Raw genomic sequence first — 23,794 nt, 5'->3', positions numbered from 1 at the left:
AAGAGAGAAAATTATGTTTAAAGGTGGAATGGGTAACATGATGAAGCAAGCGCAGCAAATGCAAGAGCGCATGCAAAAAGCCCAAGACGAAATTGCAACAATGGAAGTTGTTGGTGAAGCGGGTGCAGGCTTAGTTAAAGTAACCATGCTTGGTAACCACAATGTTCGTCGCGTAGAGCTTGATGAAAGCCTTATGGAAGACGACAAAGACATGATTGAAGACTTACTTGCAGCGGCATGTAACGATGCTGTGCGCCGTGTAGCTGAAGAAACGCAAGAACGAATGAGCAAAGTAACTGGCGGTATGCAATTACCACCAGGTATGAAAATGCCGTTTTAACAAACAATGCAACTTTCAGATAGTTTAAATCAGCTTATTGAAGCATTGCGGTGTCAACCGGGTATTGGCCCAAAGTCTGCACAGCGTATTGCATTCCATTTGCTTGAACGTGATCGCAAAGGTGGTACACAACTAGGTAGCGCGCTTACTAAGGCAATGACAGCAATAGGTCATTGCCAAACGTGCCGAACTTTTTGTGAGCAACCTCAGTGTGACATTTGCTTGAGCACAAAACGCCAAGACAGCGGTACGTTATGTGTTGTTGAGTCGCCTACTGATGTACTTGCCATTGAGCAAACGGGTCAGTATTTAGGTTTATATTTTGTCCTTATGGGGCATTTATCACCCATTGATGGTATTGGCCCTAAAGAAATAGGCTTAGATGTTTTAGAGCAAAAACTTTCTCAAGGCGGCATTAACGAAGTAATACTAGCAACTAATCCTAGTGTTGAGGGTGAGACGACTGCGCATTATATTGCCCAGCTTTGCCACAAAAATAATGTGGGCGCCTCGCGAATAGCGCACGGTATTCCGGTTGGAGGCGAACTTGATTTAGTTGATGGTAGAACCCTAATGCATGCATTTAGTGGTCGCCGCGTGGTTACACAAGAATAGTTCATTAAAGCGACTGTTTGAAAAGATATGTAAAAGCCTACGTAATTAATTTATGTAGGCTTTTTTGTTTTTAAGGTAAGCTAGCTAAAAATAGTATGCAGTTAATTTGACGGCTAAGTAATCAAAGCCCTTTTTGATATAGGTTTATTTAGAGTTAAAACGTAAGGATCACAATGAAAACGCATTCAACAAATCAAAGCGGCTTACTTAATAGTAAGCGATTTTTACCTTTGTTTATTACCCAGTTTTTTTCTGCCGTTAACGATAATGTCTATAAGCAGTCGGTGCTTATTTTACTGGTTTTTCAAGCTGCAACATTGGCCGATGGTGCGCTCTATTCAAACATAGCAGCAGGCTTATTTATTTTACCGTTTTTTTTATTTTCGGGTATGGCAGGGCAGCTTGCTGAGAAAACAGAAAAATCAAAATTAATCAGGTTTGTAAAACTTTGCGAAATTCCTATTATGGTTGTAGGGGCACTATCTATTTATACCCAGTCTATTTGGCTTATGCTCACCACTATATTTTTCATGGGGTTTCAAAGTACATTTTTTGGTCCGTTAAAATATTCTATTTTACCGCAGCACGTTGCCCCGAACGAATTAACAAAAGCGAATGGGTTAGTTGAATCGGGTACCTTTGTTGCCATTTTACTAGGGACTATTTTTGGGACTTATTACATTACGCAAAACGTAGGCCCCGAAATTATTAGCATTGCTGTACTCGTGCTCGCAGTATTAGGTTATGTGAGTAGCCGCTTTATACCAATAAGTGCAGCGAATGAACCTAACTTAGCGTTTACCTACAATATTTATACCTCTACAAAAAATGTGTTTTCAGCACTTAATTCGCAAACAGAGTCTGTTGGAAAATCAGTCTTAGGTATAAGCTGGTTTTGGTTAATAGGCGCCATTGTGCTAACTACATTACCAAACTATGTTAAGCACGTAATGGGCGGTAACGAATTAGTAGTAACCAGTGCGCTGGTGGTATTTTCGTTAAGTATTGCTATTGGTTCTTTATTATGTGAAAAGCTTTCGCGTTCGCGTATTGAGTTAGGCATTGTGCCCTTTGGTGCCATCTTAATTACCCTATTTTTATACTTGCTCAGTACAGAGCCCGCTATTTTAAGTTATGGTGTGCAAATCGATGAATTATTAACCTTAAAGCAGGTATTAAATACTGGCGATATGCGCTGGCACTTTGTGTGGATGGCCGGTATTGGTATAGCATCAGGTTTTTATACTGTTCCTTTGTATGCTTTGATACAACAAAGAACAGAAGAGGCGTGTCGGTCTCGTGTTATTGCCGCTAACAACGTACTTAATGCACTGTTTATGGTGTGCAGTGCCATTTTAAGTATTGTGACATTGTCTATTTTAGAGTGGAGTATCTCAGAATTATTGCTTTTACTTGCAGGGTTAAACTTACTGATTTCATTGTATATTTATACCAAAGTACCTGAGTTTTTCTTGCGTTTTATTATCTATATTTTAGCTATTTGCATGTATCGCGTGAAAACCAGAGGCGAAATAAATATACCAGAGGAAGGTGCAGCGGTTATCGTTGCCAATCATGTCAGCTTTGTTGATTGGATGTTTATTTTAGCAGCGTCACCAAGACCAATTCGTTTCATGGTTTTTGCGCCAATTTATTATTCTCCTGCTCTGCACTGGTTATTTAAAATGGCTAAAGCAATACCGATTGATAGCGAAAAAGCAAACCCTGAAGCTTTTAAAAAGGCGTTTGACGATGTTGCAGAGGCACTTGAACGCGGCGAGCTTGTGGGTATTTTCCCTGAGGGTAAATTAACAGGTGATGGCTGTGTTGATATGTTTAGAAGAGGTATAGAGAGAATAATTGAGCGAACGCCTGTTGCTGTTGTGCCTGTGCATTTAGGTGGGCTTTGGGGCAGTATGTTTAGCCGAAAAACAAAGTGGCAATTACCTCGTTTAAAATGGTCGCTAGTCTCTGTATCTGTTGGTGAGCCTGTTGCGGCAAATAAAGCAAAAGCGGATAATCTGCGTGAACGAGTGTTAGATTTAAAACTACTTTACTCTAAAGATAATGACTAATAGGCATGAAAAGCAGCCAATCAAACCCTATTGTCGATAATTTTATAGCGCCAAAATGCATAGATACGTTTAGTATTTTGTATCAAGATAACGATATTTTAGTCATTAATAAACCCAGTGGCTTGCTGAGTTTATCAGGGAAAAATCCAGAAAACTGGGACTCAGTACATTATCGTCTAGTAAATGGGCAAAAAGGGTTAACGCCGCCCTTTTTAAACGCTAAATTAGTTCATCGATTAGATTTAGGCACATCGGGGATAATGCTTGTAAGCCTAAACGATTTGAGCTCAAAACGTTTAAATAAGCAGTTTCAATTACGTAGTGTAAAAAAGCATTATGTAGCAGTGCTGCAGGGGTATGTTAGCGAAAATAGAGGGCAAATTGATGCGCCCATAGCTAAAGACACACAGTTATTTCCGCGAGTAAAAATTTGTAAACTAGAGGGGAAGCCAGCTCTTACCGAGTTTAACGTTATAAAGCGCCTTGCTAGCCCTGTTAGAACTTATGTACGCTTTTCTCCTTTGACTGGGCGTACTCATCAGCTACGCATTCATAGTCATTTTATAGGCCACCCTATTTTAGGGTGCGACATGTATAAGAGTGCACACAGTGAAAAGCTATCAAAACGTCTACAGTTGCATGCAAGCGATCTGTTTTTTGAACATCCCACTACAAATCAAGCAATTCACATCCATTGCCCAAGCCCATTTTAGTGTGAATTAACATTACATTTTTTAATTTTTTCCCTTGAAGTTCTATTAGCTCCCCCCATATTAAGTGCATAACGCAGACACTTTGCTAATTGGAGATATATAAATGACTGCAGCACAAAAAGAAACATTAGGCTTTCAAACAGAAGTAAAACAACTATTAAACTTAATGATTCATTCTCTTTATTCAAACAAAGAGATTTTTTTACGTGAGCTTGTATCAAACGCATCAGATGCAGCCGACAAGCTACGTTTTTTAGCGCTTTCAAATGGTGATCTTTACCAAGGTGATGCAGACCTTCGCGTTCGTATCAGCGCAGATAAAGAGGCCAATACCGTTACTATTTCAGATAACGGCATCGGTATGACGCGTGAAGAAGTGATTAACTCTTTAGGCACTATTGCAAAATCGGGCACTGCTGAGTTTTTCAAAAACTTAACGGGCGATCAGAGCAAAGATTCACAACTTATTGGTCAGTTTGGTGTTGGTTTTTACTCTGCATTTATTGTTGCTGATTTAGTGACTGTTCGCACACGTAAAGCGGGTGAAACAACTGCTTATGAGTGGGAGTCTAAAGGTGAAGGCGAGTACACGCTGCAAGAAATTGAAAAAGAAGGCCGTGGTACCGAAATTACTTTACACCTTCGCGAAGACGAAAAAGAATTTGCAGACGAATTCCGTTTACGTAGCATTGTGACTAAATACTCAGATCATATTTCTACGCCTGTTCAAATGTACAAAGCAGAAGTACCAGAATCTGAAGGCGAAGATGGCGAAAAGATTCCAGCAGTACCGGGTGAGTGGGAAAGCATTAACCGCGCCACGGCATTGTGGACGCGTGATAAATCAGAGCTTTCTGATGAAGAATACAAAGAGTTTTACAAGCATGTGAGCCATGACTGGGAAGATCCGCTAAGCTGGGCACATAATAAAGTTGAAGGTAAAACTGAGTACACTAGCCTTTTATATATCCCTAAAAAGGCACCTTTCGATTTATGGAACCGTGAGCGTCAAAGTGGTTTAAAACTATACGTTCAACGTGTGTTTGTTATGGATGATGCTGAGCAGTTTATGCCAAGCTACTTACGTTTTGTTAAGGGTTTATTAGATTCAAACGATTTACCATTAAATGTATCGCGTGAAATTTTACAAGATAACAAAGTAACCCAAGCGATTCGTAAAGGGTGTACCTCGCGTATCATTAAAATGCTTGAGCGTATGGCTAAAAACAAAGCTGACGATTACCAAGTATTTTGGAATGAGTTTGGTCAGGTGATGAAAGAAGGCCCAGCGGAAGACGCTGCAAATAAAGAAGCGATTTGCAAGTTACTTCGTTTTTCTTCTACTCATACAGATTCACAGACGCAAGATGTGTCGCTTGAGCAATATGTTGAGCGCATGAACGAAGGGCAAGATAAAATATATTACGTGGTAGCCGATACCTTTACCGCTGCTAAAAACTCGCCGCATTTAGAGATTTTCCGCAAAAAAGGCATTGAGGTATTATTACTAAGCGACCGTGTTGACGAGTGGATGATGAGCCACCTAACTGAGTTTGCAGATAAGCCACTTCAGTCAATCACACGTGGTGACTTAGACCTAGGCAAGCTTGATGATGAAGAGACAAAGAAAGCGCAAGAAGAGTCTGAAAAAGAGATGGCCGGCTTAGTCGAGCGCATTAAAACAGCCTTAGGAGATGATGTTAAAGAAGTGCGTTTCACACACCGTTTAACTGACTCTCCAGCATGTGTTGTAAGTGATGACAACGACATGAGTTCGCAAATGCAAAAGCTAATGGAGTCTGTTGGTCAAGCGGTGCCAGAGGCTAAGCCTGTGTTTGAGCTAAACCCAGAGCATCAACTTGTGAAACATTTAAATGACGAACAAGATGAAGATAAATTTTCACAATGGTCACATGTACTATTAGACCAAGCATTACTTGCAGAGCGCGGAACATTAAAAGACCCAACAGGGTTTGTTACACGCCTAAATAAATTAATGTTAGAGCTAAGCAAATAAATTTATATTAAGTTATTAAAAGTATAAATATTGTACATATTAAAAAAGGAAGCCGAGGCTTCCTTTTTTTATGCGCTATAAACTAGGCAATTAGTATAAGTTGCTTGAGTATCAGCGGCGCTTATGGAAGAATTCACGCTTTAAAAATAAACTCTCATACTAGGGGACAATGATATGCGCATTATTCTTTTGGGCGCGCCGGGTGCAGGTAAAGGTACTCAAGCTCAGTTTTTAATGGACAAGTACGGTATTCCACAAATTTCGACTGGCGATATGCTACGTGCTGCAATTAAAGAAGGCACTCCACTTGGCTTAGAAGCAAAAAAAGTAATGGACGCAGGTCAGCTAATTTCTGACGATATCATTATTGGTTTAGTTAAAGAGCGTATTGCTAAAGCTGATTGCGAAAAAGGTTTTTTACTAGATGGCTTTCCACGTACCATTCCACAAGCAGATGCAATGAAAGAAAATGGCGTAGTAGTTGATCACGTTATTGAATTTGATGTTGCTGATGAAGTAATTGTAGAGCGTATGGGCGGACGTCGTGTTCATCCTGGCTCGGGTCGTGTTTACCATGTTGTTTACAATCCACCAAAAGTGGAAGGTAAAGACGATGAAACAGGTGAAGAGTTAATTGTGCGCGCTGACGACACAGAAGAGACTGTGCGTAAACGTCTAGGTATTTACCATGAGCAAACTATGCCGTTGGTTGATTACTACCAAGCTGAAGCAGCTGCAGGCAACACGCAGTACCATAAACTTGACGGTACACAAGCCGTAGAAGTTGTAAGTGCGCAGTTAGGTGAGCTTTTAGGTTAATTTAAAGCGCACAAAAAAACCGCCAGCTGGCGGTTTTTTTGTTTTACAGAAAGACCTATAAGGTTTTAAGCTTTTCTATTACGCTGTCATATTCTGGCTCGGTAGAGAGGTTACTCACTAATTGCTTATAAATCACTTTGTGGCTCTTATCGAGTATAAAAATAGAGCGCGTTAGAAGCCCCATATCTTTTATAATCACACCATATTTTTGGCCAAAATCACGCCATACCGAATCAGATAATGTGATGACTTTATCTATACCTTCTGCTTTACAAAATCGTTTTTGGGCAAACGGTAAATCAGCGCTTACAGTCAATATTTCAATACTTGGAAATTGCAGCGCCACTTTTTCGTTAAAGTGCTTAGTTTGTAAACTACACACACCGGTATCTAAACTTGGTACTACGCTAATTAGTAATGCTTGCCCTTTGTAGTTTTTGAGCGTTACAGGCGTAAAGTTACCATCAACTACTTTAAAGTCAGGTGCACTTTCACCTACTGAGACACCTTCACCCATTAAAGTAATTGGTTTGCCCTGTACTGACACTTTTCCTGCATCTAGTGTATTTTCTGGGTAATCTGCTGCCATAGCAACGGAGCAAAATGCACTCAGCACAAACGCGAACGTACGATACATAAGGTATTTCCTTTTAAATTAACGCAATAAGCGACAGTGTATTATACTGCGTATGAGTAACCAAGCGATTATGCGTTCTTGCTTGATAAGAATTAGTTATGAGATTTATAAATTGTAAACCGCTGAAACTTTGATTAACATATAGTTACAAAAAATATCTTAAATAATAAAAATAAAAGCCACTATCATTTTGTGATGTTAATACTTGGTTTAAAAATAGAGAGATAGTATGCCAACATCAGTATTAGTATGTGATGATTCCAAATTAGCGAGGCGCCAGTTAGCCCGCTCATTGCCGGAAGACTGGGACATAAAGGTTGAGTTTGCAATTAACGGTGTTGATTGCATAAAGCAAATAAAAGCGGTTGAACCAGAAATTCTATTCCTTGATTTAAACATGCCTGAAATGGACGGGTATGAAGTGTTGATGGCAATGAAAGAGTTAGGCTTAAATGTGCTTACTGTTGTGGTATCTGGCGACATACAACCTAATGCCCACCAACGAGTGCTTGATTTAGGCGCTATCGATTTTATTCAAAAACCCTGCTCACCAGAAAAGCTTGCCGAAATAATAGAGCATCATGGAATTAAAGACAAAGCTATGCGTGAACGCTTGTCCCATGCATTAGGTGAGCAAGTTGACCCTGACGTTCGAGACATCTACCAAGAACTGACTAATGTCGCAATGGGGCAGGCTGGTGACTTACTAGCAAGGTTACTCAATGTATTTGTCGAATTACCAATCCCTAATGTAAATATTCTCGAGGTGAGTGAGCTAGATATGGCACTTCGCTCCATAGATAATAATGCGTCTACTTCTGGTGTGTGCCAGGGCTTTATAGGTGGTGGTGTATCTGGCGAAGCATTATTATTACTCAACGATTCTAGTTTTAAAGAAATTGCGTCTTTAATGAATTATGACGGTGTACTCACCGATAATGTTGAGCTTGAGCTACTAATGGATATTAGTAATATCCTTATTGGTGCAATTCTTACGGGTCTTTCTAAGCAGCTCGACATGTCATTCAGCCAAGGACACCCAATTGTGTTAGGTCAGCATAGGGATGTTTCTGAACTGGTAAAAGCAAACAAGTCTCGTTGGCAACGCACTCTTGCAATTGAAATTAGCTATGGCATTGAAAATCACAACATAAACTGTGATTTAATGTTGTTATTTACCGAAGACTCACTAAAAACTTTGAAATACAAAGTTGCTTACCTATTAGAAGATTAAGTTATGGCTGCTGATTTAGATATGAATGAGATCCATTGGTTAATGGATATGTTTAATACCGTTGATGTGGGTCTTGTTGTTCTTGATAGAGATTACCGAGTGTGTGTTTGGAATGGGTTCATGGAAAACCATTCCGGCTTATTACCAAGTGCGGTAAAGCATAAAGATTTATTTGATTTGTTTCCTGCAATAGACGAAAAATGGTTTAGAAGTAAATCTGAATCAGTATTTGTTTTAAAAAATCGCTCATTCACAATATGGGAACAGCAACCTTATATATTTAGGTTTAAAAATTACCGTCCTATCACTGGTAAAGCCGAGTATATGTATCAAAATGCAACCTTTATACCTTTAACTAATATTCGTGCAGAAGTCAGTCATATATGTATTATTTTATATGATGTAACTGATATTGCGGTAAATAAAAAAGAATTAGAGGATTTAAATGCCCGCCTAGAGCAAGTAAGCCAAACAGATAGCCTCACTCAATTGTATAACCGTGGTCATTGGGAGAGTACGCTCAAGCAAGAGTTTTTGCGTACTAAGCGCAATGGCGGTTCTAGTGCATTGCTGATGTTTGATATCGATCGATTTAAAGTCGTAAATGATGAATATGGCCACACGTGTGGTGATGAAGCACTACGCCACTTGTCAAAACTTTTAAAAACGACACTACGCGAAACGGACATCGCAGGAAGGTACGGTGGTGAGGAGTTTGTAGTTACTTTATTAGATACCGATGAAAAGGGGGCTGAAATTTTTGCTGAACGCTTAAGGGTATTAATTGAGCAAAGTCCTGTTATGTATAAACAACTTGAAGTGAAAGTAACAGTGAGTATTGGTTTTGCCTGTTTTAGTAATGAGTTTAAAGACCATGAGCGCTGGATAGAAGCTGCAGATAAAGCTATGTATCAATCTAAAAAGAATGGACGAAATAAAGTAACTGCCTATGCCGATATAAAAAATGACGCTTAAGCGTCATTTTTTATTAATTATTTTTAGTCTGCCGCTCTGAGTTTAATCACTCGGTTGTATGTCGAGAGTCATCTTTAGGGCATTGTCCGATAGTCGTTATTTTTTCATTATTATCTACTTGTTCAAGTTTTACTTTAAACCCCCATAATCTATAAAGGTGCTTAAGTACTTCCTCATGTGTATTTGCTAAAGGTATATTATTGTGCGGCACATACCTAAGCGTAAGCGCTCTATCCCCTCTGATATCAACATCGTACACTTGAATGTTAGGTTCATGATTACTTAAGTTATATTGAGCCGAAAGCGCTTCCCTTACCGCTTTATATCCATTGTCGTTATGAATTGCGCCTATTTCTAAATGCGGAGCGCTTGCGTTATCAATAAGTGTAAAAAGCTTAAAGTCGCGAATTAATTTAGGGGATAAAAACTGGCTTATAAAGCTTTCATCTTTAAAGTTTTGCATAGCAAAATGAAGGGTATCAAGCCAATTACTTCCGGCATATTCAGGAAACCACTTTTTATCTTCTTCCGTTGGGTGTTCGCATAGTCGCCTAATATCAACCATCATATTGAAGCCTAAAGCATATGGGTTGATACCTGAATAATACTGACTATTGTAAGGTGGTTGATAAACAACATTTGTATGGCTTTGTAAAAATTCCAGCATAAATGAGTCGGTAAGTTTACCTTCATCATATAGGTGATTTAAAATGGTGTAATGCCAAAAGGTGGCCCAGCCTTCATTCATTACTTGTGTTTGTTTTTGTGGGTAAAAATATTGTGATATTTTACGCACTATACGAATAACTTCACGTTGCCAAGGTTCTAAAAGTGGTGCGTTTTTTTCTATAAAATACAAGATATTTTCTTGCGGCTCTTGAGGAAAGTGGCGTTCTTTCTTTTTTGCTTCTTGGTGATGTTCGGGGATTGTTCGCCATAATTCGTTCACTTGAGATTGCAAATAAGCCTCGCGTTCTTCTTGGCGCTTTTGCTCTTCGAATAACGAAATTTGTTGCGGGCGTTTATAACGATCAACGCCATAGTTCATGAGTGCGTGGCATGAGTCTAGTAAGGTTTCTACTGCTGTTACACCGTATTTTTCTTCGCAGCGACGTATATAATTTTTAGAAAATACCAGGTAATCAATGATAGAGCTGGCATCAGTCCATGTTTTAAATAAATAATTACCTTTAAAAAAAGAGTTGTGGCCATAACATGCGTGCGCCATAACTAGTGCTTGCATCGGTAACGTATTTTCTTCCATTAAATATGCAATACAGGGGTCTGAATTAATCACTATTTCATACGCGAGGCCCATTTGTCCGCGTTTATAGTTTTGCTCAGTTTGAATGAATTTTTTCCCGTAAGACCAATGGTTGTAACCAATAGGCATCCCAACACTTGAGTAAGCATCCATCATTTGTTCGGCGGTGATCACCTCTATCTGATTAGGGTAAATGTCTAACCGGTAAAAGTCTGCAACGCGGGCTATTTCTGTTTGATACTCAGTTAACAAATCAAAAGTCCAGTCAGGGCCGTCACTCATTCGTTTAGTATTCATATTAATACCTCGCTTGGTTATGCAGCCCCTTGTTGTTGCCGACCTTTTTTAAATAGCTCCCTAAATATAGGGTAAATGTCTTCAACACTTTGAATGTGCTGTATGGCAAAGTTGGAATGTGTTTGCGTAATATTTAAATATTCTCGCCATAGGCTTTGATGAGCACGTGTTGTGATTTCAATGTAGGCAAAATAGCGAACAGCATCTAAAAGGCTATTACGTAATATTTGCCCGCAATGAGGAGTATCGTCAGCCCAGTTATCACCGTCAGATGCTTGTGCTGCATATACATTCCATTCGTCTGCGTTGTAACGCTCTTTAATTATTTTATCCATCAGTTTAAGTGCGCTCGATACGATAGTTCCCCCAGTTTCTTGAGAGTAAAAAAATGTTTGTTCGTCTACTTCAGTCGCTTGCGTATGATGACGGATATAGACCACTTCAATGTCTTTATAACTGCGCGTTAAAAATTGATATAGTAAAATATAAAACCGTTTTGCCATATCTTTTGTGGCTTGGTCCATAGAGCCTGACACATCCATAATACAAAACATAACCGCTTTGCTGGTGGGGTGGGGGCGCTTCTCGTAATTTCTAAAACGCAAGTCGTAGTTATCAATAAAAGGCACAGCTTTAATTTGCTGTTTGAGTAGGTTTATTTCTTTTTGTAAAAGTGCAACAGCGGCTTTATCGCTATGAGGTTCGTGTATTAATATTTTTAGCTGAGCTTCTAAATCGGCTAAACGGCGCTTTTTTCCAGCGCTCATCGCAACACGTCGAGCAAGTGATCCTTGTAACGAACGAACAATATCAATATTACTTGGCATACCTTCACTGCAAAAACCGGCTCGCTGGGTTTTCATTTGTACAAGTTTATCAAGTTGATTTTCTTGAAGATTAGGAAGTTCTAAATCTTCAAAAAGTAAATCGAGGTACTCATCTTTTGAGATAGAGAACACAAATTCATCTTGCCCTTCGCCAGAGTCGCTAGCCTCTCCTTGTCCAGAACCATCACCACCTTTTGGTCGCTCTATTTTATCACCTGTTGCAAACTGATCGTTACCTGGGTGTATTTGTTTCTTATTCCCACCTTTACCTTGATGAAAGGTAGGCTCGCTGATATCACGTTGCGGAATAGATATACTTTCCCCCGATGTAGAGTCGGTTACACTGCGTTTATTTATTGCATCTGACACCGCTTCTTTTATCTGTTTTTTATAACGCCTAATGAAGCGTTGACGATTTACGGTGCTTTTATTTTTACCGTTTAAACGTCTGTCTATGAAATGCGCCATAATGACCTCCTAAAACCACAACCATGAAGGTTATTGTGATTTTCTAACACGTAGGTACCACTCAGATAACAATCTGACTTGCTTTTGTGTATAGCCTTTCTCGACCATGCGATTAACAAAGTCTTCGTGTTTTTGCTGATCTTCAGCTGAGGTTTTAGTATTAAACGAAATAACAGGCAACAGATCTTCTGTGTTTGAAAACATTTTTTTCTCAATGACAGTGCGTAATTTTTCATAACTCGTCCACAGCGGGTTTTTGCCATTGTTATGAGCCCGTGCGCGTAGTACAAAATTGACTATTTCGTTACGAAAATCTTTAGGGTTAGAAATGCCCGCTGGTTTTTCAATTTTCTCAAGCTCTGCATTGAGTGCAGCTCGGTCAAATAATTGGCCTGTATCAGGGTCACGATATTCTTGATCTTGAATCCAAAAATCGGCATAAATAACATAGCGATCAAATATGTTTTGCCCATATTCTGAGTATGATTCCAAATACGCAGTTTGAAGTTCCTTACCAATAAATTCAACATACTGAGGGATTAAATAGCCTTTTAAAAAGCTCAAGTAGCGTTCTTCAACATCGCTGCTGAATTGTTCACGCTCTATTTGTTGTTCAAGTACATAAAATAAGTGAACAGGGTTTGCGGCCACTTCTGTGTTATCAAAATTAAACACCCGAGATAAAATTTTAAATGCAAAGCGAGTAGAAAGGCCCGTCATGCCTTCATCCACCCCTGCGTAATCGCGATACTCTTGATACGACTTTGCTTTTGGATCAGTGTCTTTGAGTGTTTCACCATCGTACACTCGCATTTTAGAATATAGGCTTGAGTTTTCAGGCTCTTTTAATCGTGAAAGAGTTGTAAATTGTGCCAAAGCTTTTAAGGTGCCAGGCGCGCAAGGAGCGCTATGAAGTTCACTATGCTGAAGAAGTTTGTCGTAAATTTTAATTTCTTCAGTGACACGCAAACAATAAGGTACCTTGACTATGTATACACGGTCTAAAAAGGCTTCATTATTTTTGTTATTCTTAAAGGTTTGCCATTCAGATTCGTTTGAATGAGCGAGGATCATGCCATTAAAGGGAAGAGCGCTAATACCTTCAGTCCCATTGTAATTACCTTCTTGCGTGGCCGTTAGTAGTGGATGGAGTACTTTGATAGGGGCTTTAAACATCTCTACAAATTCCATCAAGCCTTGATTTGCCATACAAAGTGAACCCGAGTAAGCATAAGCATCGGGGTCATTTTGCGCAAAATGTTCAAGCTGACGTATATCTACTTTACCTACTAATGCAGATATATCTTGGTTGTTTTCATCGCCAGGCTCTGTTTTAGCGATGCCTATTTGATTCAGAATAGATGGATAACGTTTTACCACTCTAAACTTACTTATATCGCCATTAAACTCTTTCAGTCGTTTGCCTGCCCACGGTGACATAATTGTTTTTAAATAACGTGGCTTAATACCGTACTCTTGCTCTAGCACATTAGCGTCTTCAATGGGATCAAACAGAGATAATGGGTGATCGTTTACCGGTGACCCTTTAATTGAATAGATGGGTACTTGTTGCATGAGGTACTTTAGCTTTTCAGCAATAGATGATTTGCCACCGCCGACTGGACCTAATAGGTAGAGAACCTGTTTACACTCTTCAAGCCCTTGAGCGGCGTGTTTTAAATAAGAAACAATTTGTTCAATGGCATCCTCCATACCATAAAAATCGGTAAAGGCAGGGTAGCGTGCAACTACTCTATTTGAAAATAACCGACTGAGGCGTGCATCCGTTGCGGTATCTACCATTGTGGGTTCACCTATGGCCATTAAAAGGCGTTCTGGTGCACTCGCGTAGGCAGATTTGTCGGTTTTACATATCTCAAGAAACTCGGCGATACTGTACTCTTCTTCTTGTGCCGCTTCGTAACGTGCTTGGTAATGCTCAAAAATCGTCATAATAACCTCCGAAACCCGCTGTAAAAGGTGCTTACATTTTAAAGTTTAGTCGCGAAAGTCTATGTTTGTGGAATAAAATTAAAAATTTAAGTGAAAAAAGATCATGTTGAAGAAGGCTATTTTGTCAAATGACAGAGTTTAAAAGTATAAATAATAGGCATAAAAAAAGACGCTTTAGCGTCTTTTTTAAATTAGCGATAAGTGCTAATTAAGCGAAGTTTGCGTTTGCAAATTCCCAGTTAACAAGTGACCAAAAACCTTTAAGGTAATCTGGACGCACGTTACGGTAATCAATGTAGTATGCGTGTTCCCATAAATCTACAGTAAGAACAGGTGTAACGCCTTCGTCAGTAAGTGGTGTAGCAGCGTTAGACGTGTTAACGATGTCTAAAGAGCCATCGGCAAGTTTTACTAACCAAGTCCAGCTTGAACCGAAGTTATTTACTGCTTTGTCGTTTAATGCATCTTTAAACGCATCAAAAGAACCCCATTTAGCGTTAATTGCATCTGCAATTGCGCCAGTAGGCTCGCCGCCGCCATTTGGAGATAGGCTGTTCCAGTAAAACGTGTGATTCCAGATTTGCGCTGCGTTGTTAAATACACCGCCTTCTGATGAACATACGATTTCTTCTAGAGATTTGTTTTCAAACTCTGTACCAGGGATCAAACCGTTAAGCTTAACAACATACGTGTTGTGGTGCTTACCGTGGTGAAACTCTAATGTTTCTTTTGAAATATGTGGCTCAAGTGCGTCGATTGCATATGGTAGTGACGGTAGTTCAAATGCCATTTTTTATCTCCATCTTTTTTAGTTGATAGTCCATTTGGTAATACGTAATGCCTGTTGAAACAGACCACTTACCTATACCAAGTGGGAATATAGTGTTACTATAATTGTTGAGTATTTTACTCAAGTTTAAGCAAACAGCAATGCTATTGCGAAAGACTATTTCAATTGTGGCTTTATTTGCCCATTTTAAGTTATATATTTATGGTCACGATGAGTTATTTTCAAGACCTAAGTATATTTAGCTATCGTTACTTTGAGGTTGTAGATGGAAACCATTGATAAAATTAAACAGCAAATTTCAGAAAACCCAATTATCCTTTTCATGAAAGGGTCACCTAAGTTACCAAACTGTGGTTTTTCTTCACAAGCTTCACAAGCACTTATGTCGTGTGGCGAACCGTTTGCATACGTTGATATTTTACTAAACCCAGACATTCGTGCTGAGCTTCCTGCGTACGCAAATTGGCCTACATTCCCACAACTTTGGGTTGAGGGTGAGCTAATTGGTGGTTGTGATATCATCATTGAAATGTTCCAACGTGGTGAATTACAACCGTTAATCACAGAAACAGCGGCTAAGTACAAAGAAGCTGACGCTGAGTAATCTTATTTTGTGAGCGCTATTTCTATAGTGCTGTGATAATAAAAGCCACGTTAAGTGGCTTTATTGTTTTTAGTATTTTTACAACATCACTCATCTGCACGGCAGGGTAACTTGCACGTTTAGACCACCACTTAATTTATTATGTAAGCTTATTTGTCCTTTATGTGCTTCAGCAATCTCTCTGCACAAAGCTAACCCCAAACCACTTCCTGTACTTTTTGTAGAGTAAAAAGGTACAAGGGCATTAGCCATAACCTGCTCACTCATGCCTTTTCCGCCATCGCTCACATCTACTATGCAAGTATTACTAAAGAACGTTACATCTATGTTTATTTTAGACGGATTTGAGCCTGACTCGTGTGCATTTTTGAGTAAGTTGATAAGCAACTGCTCAAGTTGTGCCTGATCTGCATATAATATGCTTTTGGCGCTGCTTATTTTGTAGCTAAACTGCCATTGGCTATTCAGATCATTTAATGTGTTTTGCCAATTTATCGCTGATTTTTGTGGTGTAGGGAGCTTTGCAAATTTGCCGTAGCCTTGAACAAACTCAGTCAAGTGACTTATTCTTTCATCGATTGTTGAAAACACTCTTGCAAGGCGAGGCTCATCTACGCGGCTAGCTAAAAGCTGAGCGCTGTGCAGCATTGATGACATAGGGCCAAGAGAGTTATTAAGCTCGTGGCTTATTATTCGAATAACTTTTTTCCATACTGCTACTTCTTGGCGGCTGAGTTCACGGGTAAGTTGTTTAAATATGTACAAGTGATGTTTTTGATTATTAAGCAAAAATTCGCCAGTCGATAAATGCCAAGTTTGAGAATCGTGACTATCTATTTCAATATTAAACAAGCCATCCACGCCTTGCTCAATAGCATTAGTAAGTTGAATAGGTGCATCAGACAATAATTCGTGAAGTTGCGTGCCTTCTAGTTGTGTTTTGCTATTAAATAAAGTGCGGCTGACTAAGTTACTAAATACAACAATTTTATTATCGTTAACAAGTAAAAGTGCTTGTGGAGAGCTTTGTAATACTTTATCTAACATTAACTCTCGTTGATAAATCCACTGTTTTTCTTGACGAAGTTGTTTTGCCGTTTGATTATAAAGCAGACATAGCTTTCCTAACTCATCGTTGTTTTTATAGGCTAATAAACTAGAAAGCTCACCATCTTTAAAATTAAGTAAGCCAGTTTCTAGCGATTGCAACCCTAGCTTAATAGGCTTTGTTAAGGCTCTAGCTAGCAAAATGCTTATTAGCATAGCTGCTATGACCAACAACACAGAGTAATACAGCGGATGTTGTGCAATTATTGTAATGCTAACAACAGGTAAAACGCTGCATAAAACACATATAGCCATTATTTTTTGAGTTAACGATAAGCCACTAATAAAATTAAACATTAGTAATCAATACCCATTTTTTGTAAACGCCTATACAGTGCTTGGCGGCTTAAACCAAATTCTCGTGCTACTTTGGCTATAACCCCCTGATTAGCGCGTATTGATTGTTCAATTTCGAATTTTGTAGGTTCTTTTTTTACGTCGTTATTTTTTATTGGCGACGACGGGGTTAGGTCAAAATCTTCAGCACTAAGCAAACCATTAGGCTTGATTACACCAACACGTTTACAGGCGTTTTCAAGTTCTCTTACATTACCTGGCCATTGGTATCGATTAAGGGCTTGCTCTGCATCAATACTTAGCTCTCTATGTGGTAAAAAGTGATTAATGAGTGGCGCAATATCATCAACGCGTTCACAAAGCGCAGGTACGTTTAACTCAATAACGTTAAGGCGATAGTACAAATCTTCTCTAAAACGACCTTCGGTTATTGCTTGTAATAAATTTTCGTTTGTGGCTGATATAACACGTACAGTTACTTTGCGCGTTTGTGTGGACCCTAACCGTTCAAATTCACCTGTTTGCAACACTCTTAGCAACTTCATTTGCCCAGAAAGTGGCAAGTTGCCAATTTCATCTAAAAATAATGTTCCACCATCGGCTGCCTCAAAACGACCTATACGTTGCTTGCTTATACCAGTATAAGCACCTGCTTCAGCACCAAACAATTCAGCCTCCAAAAGCTCTTGGGGTAGGGCGCGGGCATTGACCTTTATGAAGGGCTGATTTATTAGTGAAGAGTTTTTTTGAATAATAGTGGCAATACACTCTTTACCACTGCCATTAGGACCTGTTATGAGTGCAGAAATATCAGATTTAGCCACTTGCAATGCCATTGTGACTAATCGATCCATTGCGGTACTTTTAAAAATAAGGCCTGCTAAGTTAGCAGTGCTATATTTATCATCTCGCTCTTTTTGTTGGCGGTTGTGCGTGGCTACAAGTTGCTTAGTGCACCCCAGCTCTATTAAATTATTAATGCACGTAAGAAGCTTGTGGTCATCCCATGGTTTTGGAAGGTAATCGGCTGCACCTGCTTTAACGAGTTCAATAGCCGTTGACAATTCAGTCCAAGCGGTTATTAATATAATAGGGAGGTGTGGGTTCTCATCACGCAGCGCATAAAACAAAGTTTTACCTTCTTCGCCTGAGGTGGTATCGCTGGTAAAATTCATATCTTGAATAACGAGAGAGATGCGTTGGTACTGCACAATTTGAATAGCTTCAAAGGGCGTTGTTGCGGTAACTACATTAAAGTTATGTATTTCCAGTAGTAATGATAATGCCTCTAAAACAGCCGGGTTATCATCAACGATAAGTATTTTTTCCATGTGAATTTAATCGCTGTTTATTATTATTTAGAAAATGCTACACCGTATTTTGCCAGTGTAGCATAGGTTGGGAGCAGCGTTATATGGTTCGGGTTGCGATACTTGGCGAAATATTTGCTGCACGCTTAGCAGGGCCAAATACAGCTAGAAGGCTCATGATAAAAACCATAACGGCAGTCGCTACAACATAGCCCAAGGGTAACGCAGCAATTGAAAAGTGTTGCATTAGCAATTGCCCAAGTATGAGGGCCGCAATGACGCCTAAAACTAATCCAGCAATGCAAATCAATGCATTTTCAACTAAAAAGTAATTGATAATTGAAGATTTACGAGCGCCCAAAGCGCGACGGGTTCCAATTTGTTTGGTGCGCTTACTTATATTGAATAGCGTTAAACCAAAAATGCCCACCGTTGTAACCAGAACTAAGATAGTGATGAGTACAATGAGCATACGCATCATCAATGTGTCTTCAGCCATATATTGCGCTTTGTCTTGATCTAAACCACGAATTCGAATAATCACACGCTTGTTATAATTTTTAAGCATTGCGTCTTCAATCTGTTTAGCTATGTCTGCACGCTCATTGGACGCAGTACGAACTAAAAAGTTGCCAGATATATTGGGATTAATGTAAGGAATTAATGCGATATTATTTGGGCGGCTGTCTTTTAACCAAGGCCCTTTTGCATGCTTAATTACACCAACAACTTTCAGTGCAATATCACCAAGAAAAATCGTTTTTCCTAAGCCCTCTTCATCAGGAAAAAGCTCATTGAGTAATGCTTGAGTGACAATTGTCACATTGGCTCGTTGATCATTATCGTTGGTAACAACAATCTCATCTTGAGTAAAGTTTCGTCCTGCAACAAGCTCAATGCCAAGTGTATTAATTGCATGATCATCCGTAAAAAAGTAAGCCGTTCTTGCTGAAAGCCCTGGCTCTGGTGCAGAGTTAATACTGAAGTCAGATGAGCTGCCACTACCTGATAACGGTATGTTGTTAATATATATGGCGTCTTTAACGCCGGGTAAAGCTCGAAGCATGGCTTCATCAAGTTCAAATTGCTGATGGCTTTGAACATCTTTACCAAAATGCATGACATGAAAAGCAAGTATTTCATCTTCCGGGTAGCCAGTTTCTTGGTTAAGGTAGGTTACTCTGTCTTGAATTATAAATGCTGCGTTACTAACAATTGCAGTGGTAATTGCTATTTGTATAAGTAGCAAAATTGCACCCACTTTAGATCGACACAGCGCATGAAAAATAGGTTTAATTTCTAATATCATTGTGTTCGTCCTTATTGGCTTTTTAGATAAATGGCAGGGTTGGTTTTACATACCAGCCAAGCAGGATAAAGCCCGGCAATTACACAAGTACTGATTGCAATAAGTGGGGCGCTTAGTAACATACTTAAATCCATAGTCGCTAAGCTTTCGTAATAACTGTAGCTCTGACGAACACCTAATAGGCCAAACTGCGCAAATACAATCCCAAGTAGCCCGCCCAAAAGACCTAACATAGCGACTTCAATGATATGTTGCATAAAAATTTGTCGTTTATTAGCACCAAGTGCACGGCGTACTCCAACCTCTGGCGCTCGACGTAAAAATTTTGCAAGTAATAAGCCAAGTATATTAGCCAAACACACAGCCAAAAACATAAAACTTAGAGCCACTAAAATTTTGTTATCTTCACTAACCACATTATTGTAAGCCATCCATTGATTAACATCTCGAAGCCCAAAAGCGAGCTCTTTACGATTAAATCGACCGAGCTTTTGCTGCTCTTGCATATAAGCTAATAAGTAATTCTCATAATCATTTTTTTGTTGCTCGGTCGTTAACTCAACCCAGAATTGAATCCAAACCATTTCTGACTGTAATTTGGCAGTAAAACTTCGAACATCTTCATGCTTCCAACCATTAGTATTTCCCCAATTACCAAGTTGCTTTGCCTCAAGAAGGCTAAATGGCATAAAAAGTTGTTCGGGTTGGTTAAATGCACCATTGTTTAAGTCGTAATATTTGATGGTTAGTGGCCAGTTTTTTGTAACGCCAATCACTTCGTAACTAGCATCGTCAAGGTAAATAACCTGACCCACTGAATTTTTGCCAGCAAATAACTTATTGTTTAACTCCTCGCTAATGACAACAACGGGCGCTGCATTGTCTTCTTGTTGCTGTGACCACTTGCTACCATGTAAAAATTCGAGGTCAAACATATTAAAAAATTCAGGAGTGGTAAGTCTTGCACTTTGACTAAACGGTTTTACTTTGTCAGAGTCTATGTAAACAGAAAAGCCACTTCGTACCATTTTTAAACGTTGAGCACCTACTTGGGATTGATAAAGATTTGCAGCATCTTGATAAGTTAGTTGAAGAGGCTGGTTATCTGACGTCCACCATGTGCTTCCATCGTCCATTATCTGTAATTGCACACTAAAAAGCTGACTGCTCTTGTGCGGGATTGGATCGGCCGACATCATGTGATACACACTCAAACTAGTCATGGTGATGCCAATACCAATTGCTATGGCAAGTACCATTAAAAAGCTTACGAGTGGTGTGCGCTTAAAGCTACGCCAACTCAGATCAATATAATGAACCAGCATGAATTATACTCCTTGTGCGACTTTTATTGGCTGTGTACCTTGGTACAAAGTAAAGTCAGCAAGTTGTCCATCAACTACTTGAATGTTGCGCGGTGCACGGCGGGCTAATTCGCTGTCATGTGTCACCATTATAATAGTGGCGCCATCGCGATTTATTTGCTCAAGTAATTCCATCACTTGGCGAGCCATTAGGCTGTCTAAGTTACCGGTGGGCTCATCGGCAAGTAAAAAGCGTGGTTCGCCAGCAAGTGCGCGGGCTATAGCGACGCGTTGTTGCTGGCCGCCAGAAAGTTGTTGAGGTAAATGCTTAGCGCGAGAGGCTAAGCCTACTTGTTCTAAACATTGCTCTATTCTACGTTTACGTTCTTTTGCTTTAATACCTCTATAACGAAGAGGTACTTCAATATTTTCATAGAGGTTTAAATCTGGTATTAAATTAAAACCTTGAAAGATAAAACCAATTTTTTGATTTCGGCAATCGGCACGTTGGTTGTCGTTTAGGCTACCCACATTTACACCATCTAAAATATAATCACCTTCACTAAAGGGTTCTAACATTCCGGCAATATTTAAAAAGGTAGTTTTCCCAGAGCCGCTAGGGCCTGTGACAGCTATAAATTCGCCTTCATTTACATTTAAATTAAAGTCTCTTAATGCGTGAGTTTGAACCATTTCAGTTTGGTATACTTTACTTATGTTTTTCATTTGTAACATGGTTTTTCCTTAAATTGGCGCTGGTTGAGAGCGCTTCTAATTTAATAAAAGCGTGTCTACTTGGTTAAATTGGTTGTAGCTAGAAATTATTATTTCGTCGTTTTCATTTAAGCCGCTTAAAATTTCTACCGCGTTAATGCTGGTGGCACCTACGGATATAGGTATACGTCTTGCAAAATTTCCGTCTATTTTATATGCAACAATGCCGCCTTGTTGCATAAAAGCGCCTCGCTTTACCTGCAGCACATTTTGGCGATTGTCGAGTAAAATACGCGCGGTTAAACGTTGATTTTGGCGAATGTTATTGCTGTTGCTTGTAAAGCGAACACGTGTGGTTACTTCGCGATTATTAACTTCGGGTGATATAGCCGATAGCACCCCCATTATTGTTTCGTTCCCTAATTTAAGCTCTACGTCCATACCTAACCCGAGTTCGTTTGCGTAACTTTCTGGCACCTGCAACTGTGCTTCAAAATGACTTAAATCAACGAGTGTCATTAGAGGCTGACTTTGCGTGACGGCTGCTTTTTGTTGCACAAGCAGATTACCAACAATGCCTGTCACTGTGGCCCGAATTGACAGCTCATTTACTTTTCTATGTAATTCATCAACGATCAGCTGCTGACGCTCTACATCACTTTTAGCTGCTTGCAATTCAAATGCGAGTGTATCTTTAGCAAGTGCTACCTCTTGCTGTGCGTGTTTATAGGTAAGCTGTGCACGTGATAAGTCGTCTATTGCTTTTTCAAGGTCTATTTGGCTTATTAAATGCTTTTTAATTGATAGTTTTGCGCGGCGATCTTCTCTTTGTGCTGCGTTTAATTCTACACTTGCCATATCGAGTGTTTTTGTAAGGGTTAAAGTGTCTCTTCTTGATTGCAGGTTTTGCCTTTTAAGTTCACCCTCTAAGCGTTGTAATACGGATTGTTGTTGTTTTAATTCATTGGTAAGTTCAGGGCTATGAAGAACAGCAAGCTCGTCGCCTTTGGTAACTGTATCGCCAGCTTTAACGTGCAAGCTTACAAAGCCTTTCTCTGGGCTGTAGATATGTGGTGCATTGGCGGCAACAATTTTTCCACTTGCGGCTACATCGCGAATAAGCGTTTTAATTTCTACTTTTGCTATTTGCACCTTTTCTTGGCTAAATGATTTAGTTGCATCCGAGCCTGACATAACTCCATAAGTAGCAGCAATAATAATAAGTAACAACACAGCGATAATTAAAAGAAAACGCTTTTTACGGTTTGCGGGTGTTTTAACTTGTATGTCTTGAGCACTGGTATCTTTAATCATTATTCAACCCTAACTAAATGAATTTATATTTTTTTCAAACATGACATAAAGTAGTGCTGCAAAAATAGCGGCTAGTGGCGAGAGTAAAAATAAGCTTAAAGTGAACATAATTCTTCCAAATAATAATTACTAAATTACACTATACGATTAGCATGCCAGAATTTAACTTGTTGATATTAAATAACTTAGTAATTATTTTTTTAAAGCAATATGTCCGCGGACACTTTATGTGTCCGCTTCGGACACATAAAAAGCAATATATAAAGAGTAAATACTGCGTTGCGGGTATAAGAAAACCAATAACGTCGGCACCACAGTGAACTCAAAGTGTAAGTGTATTTTAAAGCTAAGCTACTCAGGCGATTAAATAGCGGGATGACATTTAAGCTTTGATTGGTTTTATTTTTCTATTTACGAATAATTAATCAAAGTAATGAGTGGTTAAATGACAGTTTTTAAGCTGAATGAAGCATAAGGAACATAATTCTACCTTTATTTATCCCTTTTATAATTCGTTAATGAAAAGGGGTAATATTATTTGCATAATCCCCACATTTTATAAATTCCTTTAATTGAATATTTATTCACTAATATTTAGGCTTACGTTTACGTAAACTGTGTTTTGATTTAGAGCTATTTTTACAAAATGTTAAACTTGACACCAGTGTCATGAAAAAATAACGATGAAAACACCGCTAAATGTTAATAAAAATGATAAAAAAGAAATCTTGCTATGAAGTGAGAAATATTCAAGAATGTGAATATGTATTCAAATTACTGTTGACTCTATTTGATATAGAGGCTAGTTTTG

General features: G+C 39.1%; 20 protein-coding genes. 9 read left to right on the top strand and 11 right to left on the bottom strand.

The genetic code is table 11. The features are described 5' to 3' along the window. Positions 1 to 13: 13 nt before the first annotated feature. The 6 genes from R0J88_RS05590 (at position 14) to adk (ending at position 6,579) form a co-directional block, all read left to right on the top strand. Complete coding sequence (locus R0J88_RS05590) at positions 14 to 340, top strand: YbaB/EbfC family nucleoid-associated protein (protein WP_006792396.1); 327 nt, start codon at positions 14 to 16, stop codon at positions 338 to 340. Between the two features lie 6 nt (positions 341 to 346). Further along, positions 347 to 955: a recombination mediator RecR gene (gene recR / locus R0J88_RS05585; RefSeq protein ID WP_008132248.1), complete on the top strand. Its 609-nt coding sequence runs from the start codon at positions 347 to 349 to the stop codon at positions 953 to 955. A 173-nt stretch (positions 956 to 1,128) separates the two neighbouring features. After that, on the top strand, positions 1,129 to 3,030 hold the full coding sequence (locus R0J88_RS05580) for an MFS transporter (RefSeq protein ID WP_410899355.1): 1,902 nt from the start codon (positions 1,129 to 1,131) through the stop codon (positions 3,028 to 3,030). 5 nt (positions 3,031 to 3,035) lie between these two features. Further along, complete coding sequence (locus R0J88_RS05575; RefSeq protein WP_410899354.1) at positions 3,036 to 3,743, top strand: RluA family pseudouridine synthase; 708 nt, start codon at positions 3,036 to 3,038, stop codon at positions 3,741 to 3,743. A gap of 103 nt (positions 3,744 to 3,846) precedes the next feature. Continuing rightward, complete coding sequence (htpG, locus tag R0J88_RS05570; protein ID WP_410899353.1) at positions 3,847 to 5,760, top strand: molecular chaperone HtpG; 1,914 nt, start codon at positions 3,847 to 3,849, stop codon at positions 5,758 to 5,760. A gap of 174 nt (positions 5,761 to 5,934) precedes the next feature. After that, positions 5,935 to 6,579 (top strand): adenylate kinase, encoded by a 645-nt coding sequence (adk, locus tag R0J88_RS05565; protein WP_006792401.1) that lies wholly within the window; start codon positions 5,935 to 5,937, stop codon positions 6,577 to 6,579. A 55-nt stretch (positions 6,580 to 6,634) separates the two neighbouring features. Here the strand turns inward: adk and tpx are convergent, their stop codons facing one another. Then, positions 6,635 to 7,216 (bottom strand): thiol peroxidase, encoded by a 582-nt coding sequence (gene tpx, locus R0J88_RS05560; protein ID WP_039036751.1) that lies wholly within the window; start codon positions 7,214 to 7,216, stop codon positions 6,635 to 6,637. Positions 7,217 to 7,445: 229 nt separating this feature from the next. Between tpx and R0J88_RS05555 the strand changes: the two genes are divergently transcribed. Both R0J88_RS05555 and R0J88_RS05550 read left to right on the top strand, forming a co-directional pair. Next, positions 7,446 to 8,450 carry a response regulator gene (locus R0J88_RS05555; RefSeq protein WP_138740614.1) on the top strand — a complete coding sequence of 335 codons (1,005 nt, stop codon included), beginning with the start codon at positions 7,446 to 7,448 and terminating at the stop codon, positions 8,448 to 8,450. Between the two features lie 3 nt (positions 8,451 to 8,453). Continuing rightward, positions 8,454 to 9,425: a diguanylate cyclase gene (locus tag R0J88_RS05550; RefSeq protein WP_006792404.1), complete on the top strand. Its 972-nt coding sequence runs from the start codon at positions 8,454 to 8,456 to the stop codon at positions 9,423 to 9,425. 46 nt (positions 9,426 to 9,471) lie between these two features. Here R0J88_RS05550 and R0J88_RS05545 read toward each other — a convergent pair whose 3' ends face one another. From R0J88_RS05545 to R0J88_RS05530, 4 genes are all read right to left on the bottom strand, one after another. Further along, positions 9,472 to 10,986, bottom strand: coding sequence for a SpoVR family protein (locus R0J88_RS05545; RefSeq protein ID WP_375276865.1), 1,515 nt, complete (start codon positions 10,984 to 10,986; stop codon positions 9,472 to 9,474). A gap of 17 nt (positions 10,987 to 11,003) precedes the next feature. Beyond that, positions 11,004 to 12,281, bottom strand: a complete 1,278-nt coding sequence (locus R0J88_RS05540) for a YeaH/YhbH family protein (RefSeq protein ID WP_410899352.1) — start codon at positions 12,279 to 12,281, stop codon at positions 11,004 to 11,006. A 30-nt stretch (positions 12,282 to 12,311) separates the two neighbouring features. Further along, on the bottom strand, positions 12,312 to 14,234 hold the full coding sequence (locus R0J88_RS05535) for a PrkA family serine protein kinase (protein ID WP_006792407.1): 1,923 nt from the start codon (positions 14,232 to 14,234) through the stop codon (positions 12,312 to 12,314). 208 nt (positions 14,235 to 14,442) lie between these two features. Further along, the gene (locus R0J88_RS05530) at positions 14,443 to 15,024 is read right to left on the bottom strand and encodes a superoxide dismutase (RefSeq protein ID WP_006792408.1); all 582 of its coding nucleotides are present in this window, start codon (positions 15,022 to 15,024) and stop codon (positions 14,443 to 14,445) included. Between the two features lie 265 nt (positions 15,025 to 15,289). On the opposite strand from R0J88_RS05530, the gene R0J88_RS05525 reads away from it, so the two are divergent. After that, positions 15,290 to 15,628 (top strand): Grx4 family monothiol glutaredoxin, encoded by a 339-nt coding sequence (locus R0J88_RS05525; protein WP_006792409.1) that lies wholly within the window; start codon positions 15,290 to 15,292, stop codon positions 15,626 to 15,628. A gap of 90 nt (positions 15,629 to 15,718) precedes the next feature. Here R0J88_RS05525 and R0J88_RS05520 read toward each other — a convergent pair whose 3' ends face one another. From R0J88_RS05520 to R0J88_RS05495, 6 genes are all read right to left on the bottom strand, one after another. Beyond that, positions 15,719 to 17,032, bottom strand: a complete 1,314-nt coding sequence (locus tag R0J88_RS05520; RefSeq protein ID WP_410899351.1) for a sensor histidine kinase — start codon at positions 17,030 to 17,032, stop codon at positions 15,719 to 15,721. Then, on the bottom strand, positions 17,032 to 18,363 hold the full coding sequence (locus R0J88_RS05515; RefSeq protein ID WP_410899350.1) for a sigma-54-dependent transcriptional regulator: 1,332 nt from the start codon (positions 18,361 to 18,363) through the stop codon (positions 17,032 to 17,034). Before R0J88_RS05515 ends, R0J88_RS05520 begins: the two co-directional genes overlap by 1 nt. 79 nt (positions 18,364 to 18,442) lie before the next feature. Further along, positions 18,443 to 19,651 (bottom strand): ABC transporter permease, encoded by a 1,209-nt coding sequence (locus R0J88_RS05510; protein WP_410899349.1) that lies wholly within the window; start codon positions 19,649 to 19,651, stop codon positions 18,443 to 18,445. Positions 19,652 to 19,662: 11 nt separating this feature from the next. After that, complete coding sequence (locus R0J88_RS05505) at positions 19,663 to 20,976, bottom strand: ABC transporter permease (protein ID WP_058428711.1); 1,314 nt, start codon at positions 20,974 to 20,976, stop codon at positions 19,663 to 19,665. Between the two features lie 3 nt (positions 20,977 to 20,979). Then, complete coding sequence (locus R0J88_RS05500; RefSeq protein ID WP_006792414.1) at positions 20,980 to 21,690, bottom strand: ABC transporter ATP-binding protein; 711 nt, start codon at positions 21,688 to 21,690, stop codon at positions 20,980 to 20,982. Positions 21,691 to 21,726: 36 nt separating this feature from the next. Further along, a complete protein-coding gene (locus tag R0J88_RS05495) occupies positions 21,727 to 22,983 on the bottom strand; it encodes an efflux RND transporter periplasmic adaptor subunit (protein ID WP_410899348.1) in 1,257 nt (418 codons plus the stop codon). Positions 22,984 to 23,794 lie beyond the last annotated feature (811 nt).

Origin of the sequence: Pseudoalteromonas sp. SIMBA_162 (genome assembly GCF_046535955.1) — a bacterium.
In the GTDB taxonomy this organism is placed as follows: Bacteria; Pseudomonadota; Gammaproteobacteria; order Enterobacterales; family Alteromonadaceae; genus Pseudoalteromonas; species Pseudoalteromonas marina.
The sequence above is the reverse complement of the archived record's forward strand: the minus strand, read 5'-3'. Positions and strand labels throughout refer to the sequence as shown.

Excerpts from the sequence above, each read along its gene's own strand:
- R0J88_RS05505 (WP_058428711.1), bottom strand. The coding sequence starts at position 20,976 with ATGCTGGTTCATTATATTGATCTGAGTTGGCGTAGCTTTAAGCGCACA.
- R0J88_RS05500 (WP_006792414.1), bottom strand. The coding sequence starts at position 21,690 with ATGTTACAAATGAAAAACATAAGTAAAGTATACCAAACTGAAATGGTT.
- R0J88_RS05515 (WP_410899350.1), bottom strand. The coding sequence starts at position 18,363 with ATGGAAAAAATACTTATCGTTGATGATAACCCGGCTGTTTTAGAGGCA.
- R0J88_RS05530 (WP_006792408.1), bottom strand. The coding sequence starts at position 15,024 with ATGGCATTTGAACTACCGTCACTACCATATGCAATCGACGCACTTGAG.
- R0J88_RS05520 (WP_410899351.1), bottom strand. The coding sequence starts at position 17,032 with ATGTTTAATTTTATTAGTGGCTTATCGTTAACTCAAAAAATAATGGCT.
- R0J88_RS05550 (WP_006792404.1), top strand. The coding sequence starts at position 8,454 with ATGGCTGCTGATTTAGATATGAATGAGATCCATTGGTTAATGGATATG.
- tpx (WP_039036751.1), bottom strand. The coding sequence starts at position 7,216 with ATGTATCGTACGTTCGCGTTTGTGCTGAGTGCATTTTGCTCCGTTGCT.
- recR (WP_008132248.1), top strand. The coding sequence starts at position 347 with ATGCAACTTTCAGATAGTTTAAATCAGCTTATTGAAGCATTGCGGTGT.
- R0J88_RS05575 (WP_410899354.1), top strand. The coding sequence starts at position 3,036 with ATGAAAAGCAGCCAATCAAACCCTATTGTCGATAATTTTATAGCGCCA.
- adk (WP_006792401.1), top strand. The coding sequence starts at position 5,935 with ATGCGCATTATTCTTTTGGGCGCGCCGGGTGCAGGTAAAGGTACTCAA.
- R0J88_RS05580 (WP_410899355.1), top strand. The coding sequence starts at position 1,129 with ATGAAAACGCATTCAACAAATCAAAGCGGCTTACTTAATAGTAAGCGA.
- R0J88_RS05590 (WP_006792396.1), top strand. The coding sequence starts at position 14 with ATGTTTAAAGGTGGAATGGGTAACATGATGAAGCAAGCGCAGCAAATG.
- R0J88_RS05555 (WP_138740614.1), top strand. The coding sequence starts at position 7,446 with ATGCCAACATCAGTATTAGTATGTGATGATTCCAAATTAGCGAGGCGC.
- htpG (WP_410899353.1), top strand. The coding sequence starts at position 3,847 with ATGACTGCAGCACAAAAAGAAACATTAGGCTTTCAAACAGAAGTAAAA.
- R0J88_RS05545 (WP_375276865.1), bottom strand. The coding sequence starts at position 10,986 with ATGAATACTAAACGAATGAGTGACGGCCCTGACTGGACTTTTGATTTG.
- R0J88_RS05540 (WP_410899352.1), bottom strand. The coding sequence starts at position 12,281 with ATGGCGCATTTCATAGACAGACGTTTAAACGGTAAAAATAAAAGCACC.
- R0J88_RS05495 (WP_410899348.1), bottom strand. The coding sequence starts at position 22,983 with ATGATTAAAGATACCAGTGCTCAAGACATACAAGTTAAAACACCCGCA.
- R0J88_RS05535 (WP_006792407.1), bottom strand. The coding sequence starts at position 14,234 with ATGACGATTTTTGAGCATTACCAAGCACGTTACGAAGCGGCACAAGAA.
- R0J88_RS05525 (WP_006792409.1), top strand. The coding sequence starts at position 15,290 with ATGGAAACCATTGATAAAATTAAACAGCAAATTTCAGAAAACCCAATT.
- R0J88_RS05510 (WP_410899349.1), bottom strand. The coding sequence starts at position 19,651 with ATGATATTAGAAATTAAACCTATTTTTCATGCGCTGTGTCGATCTAAA.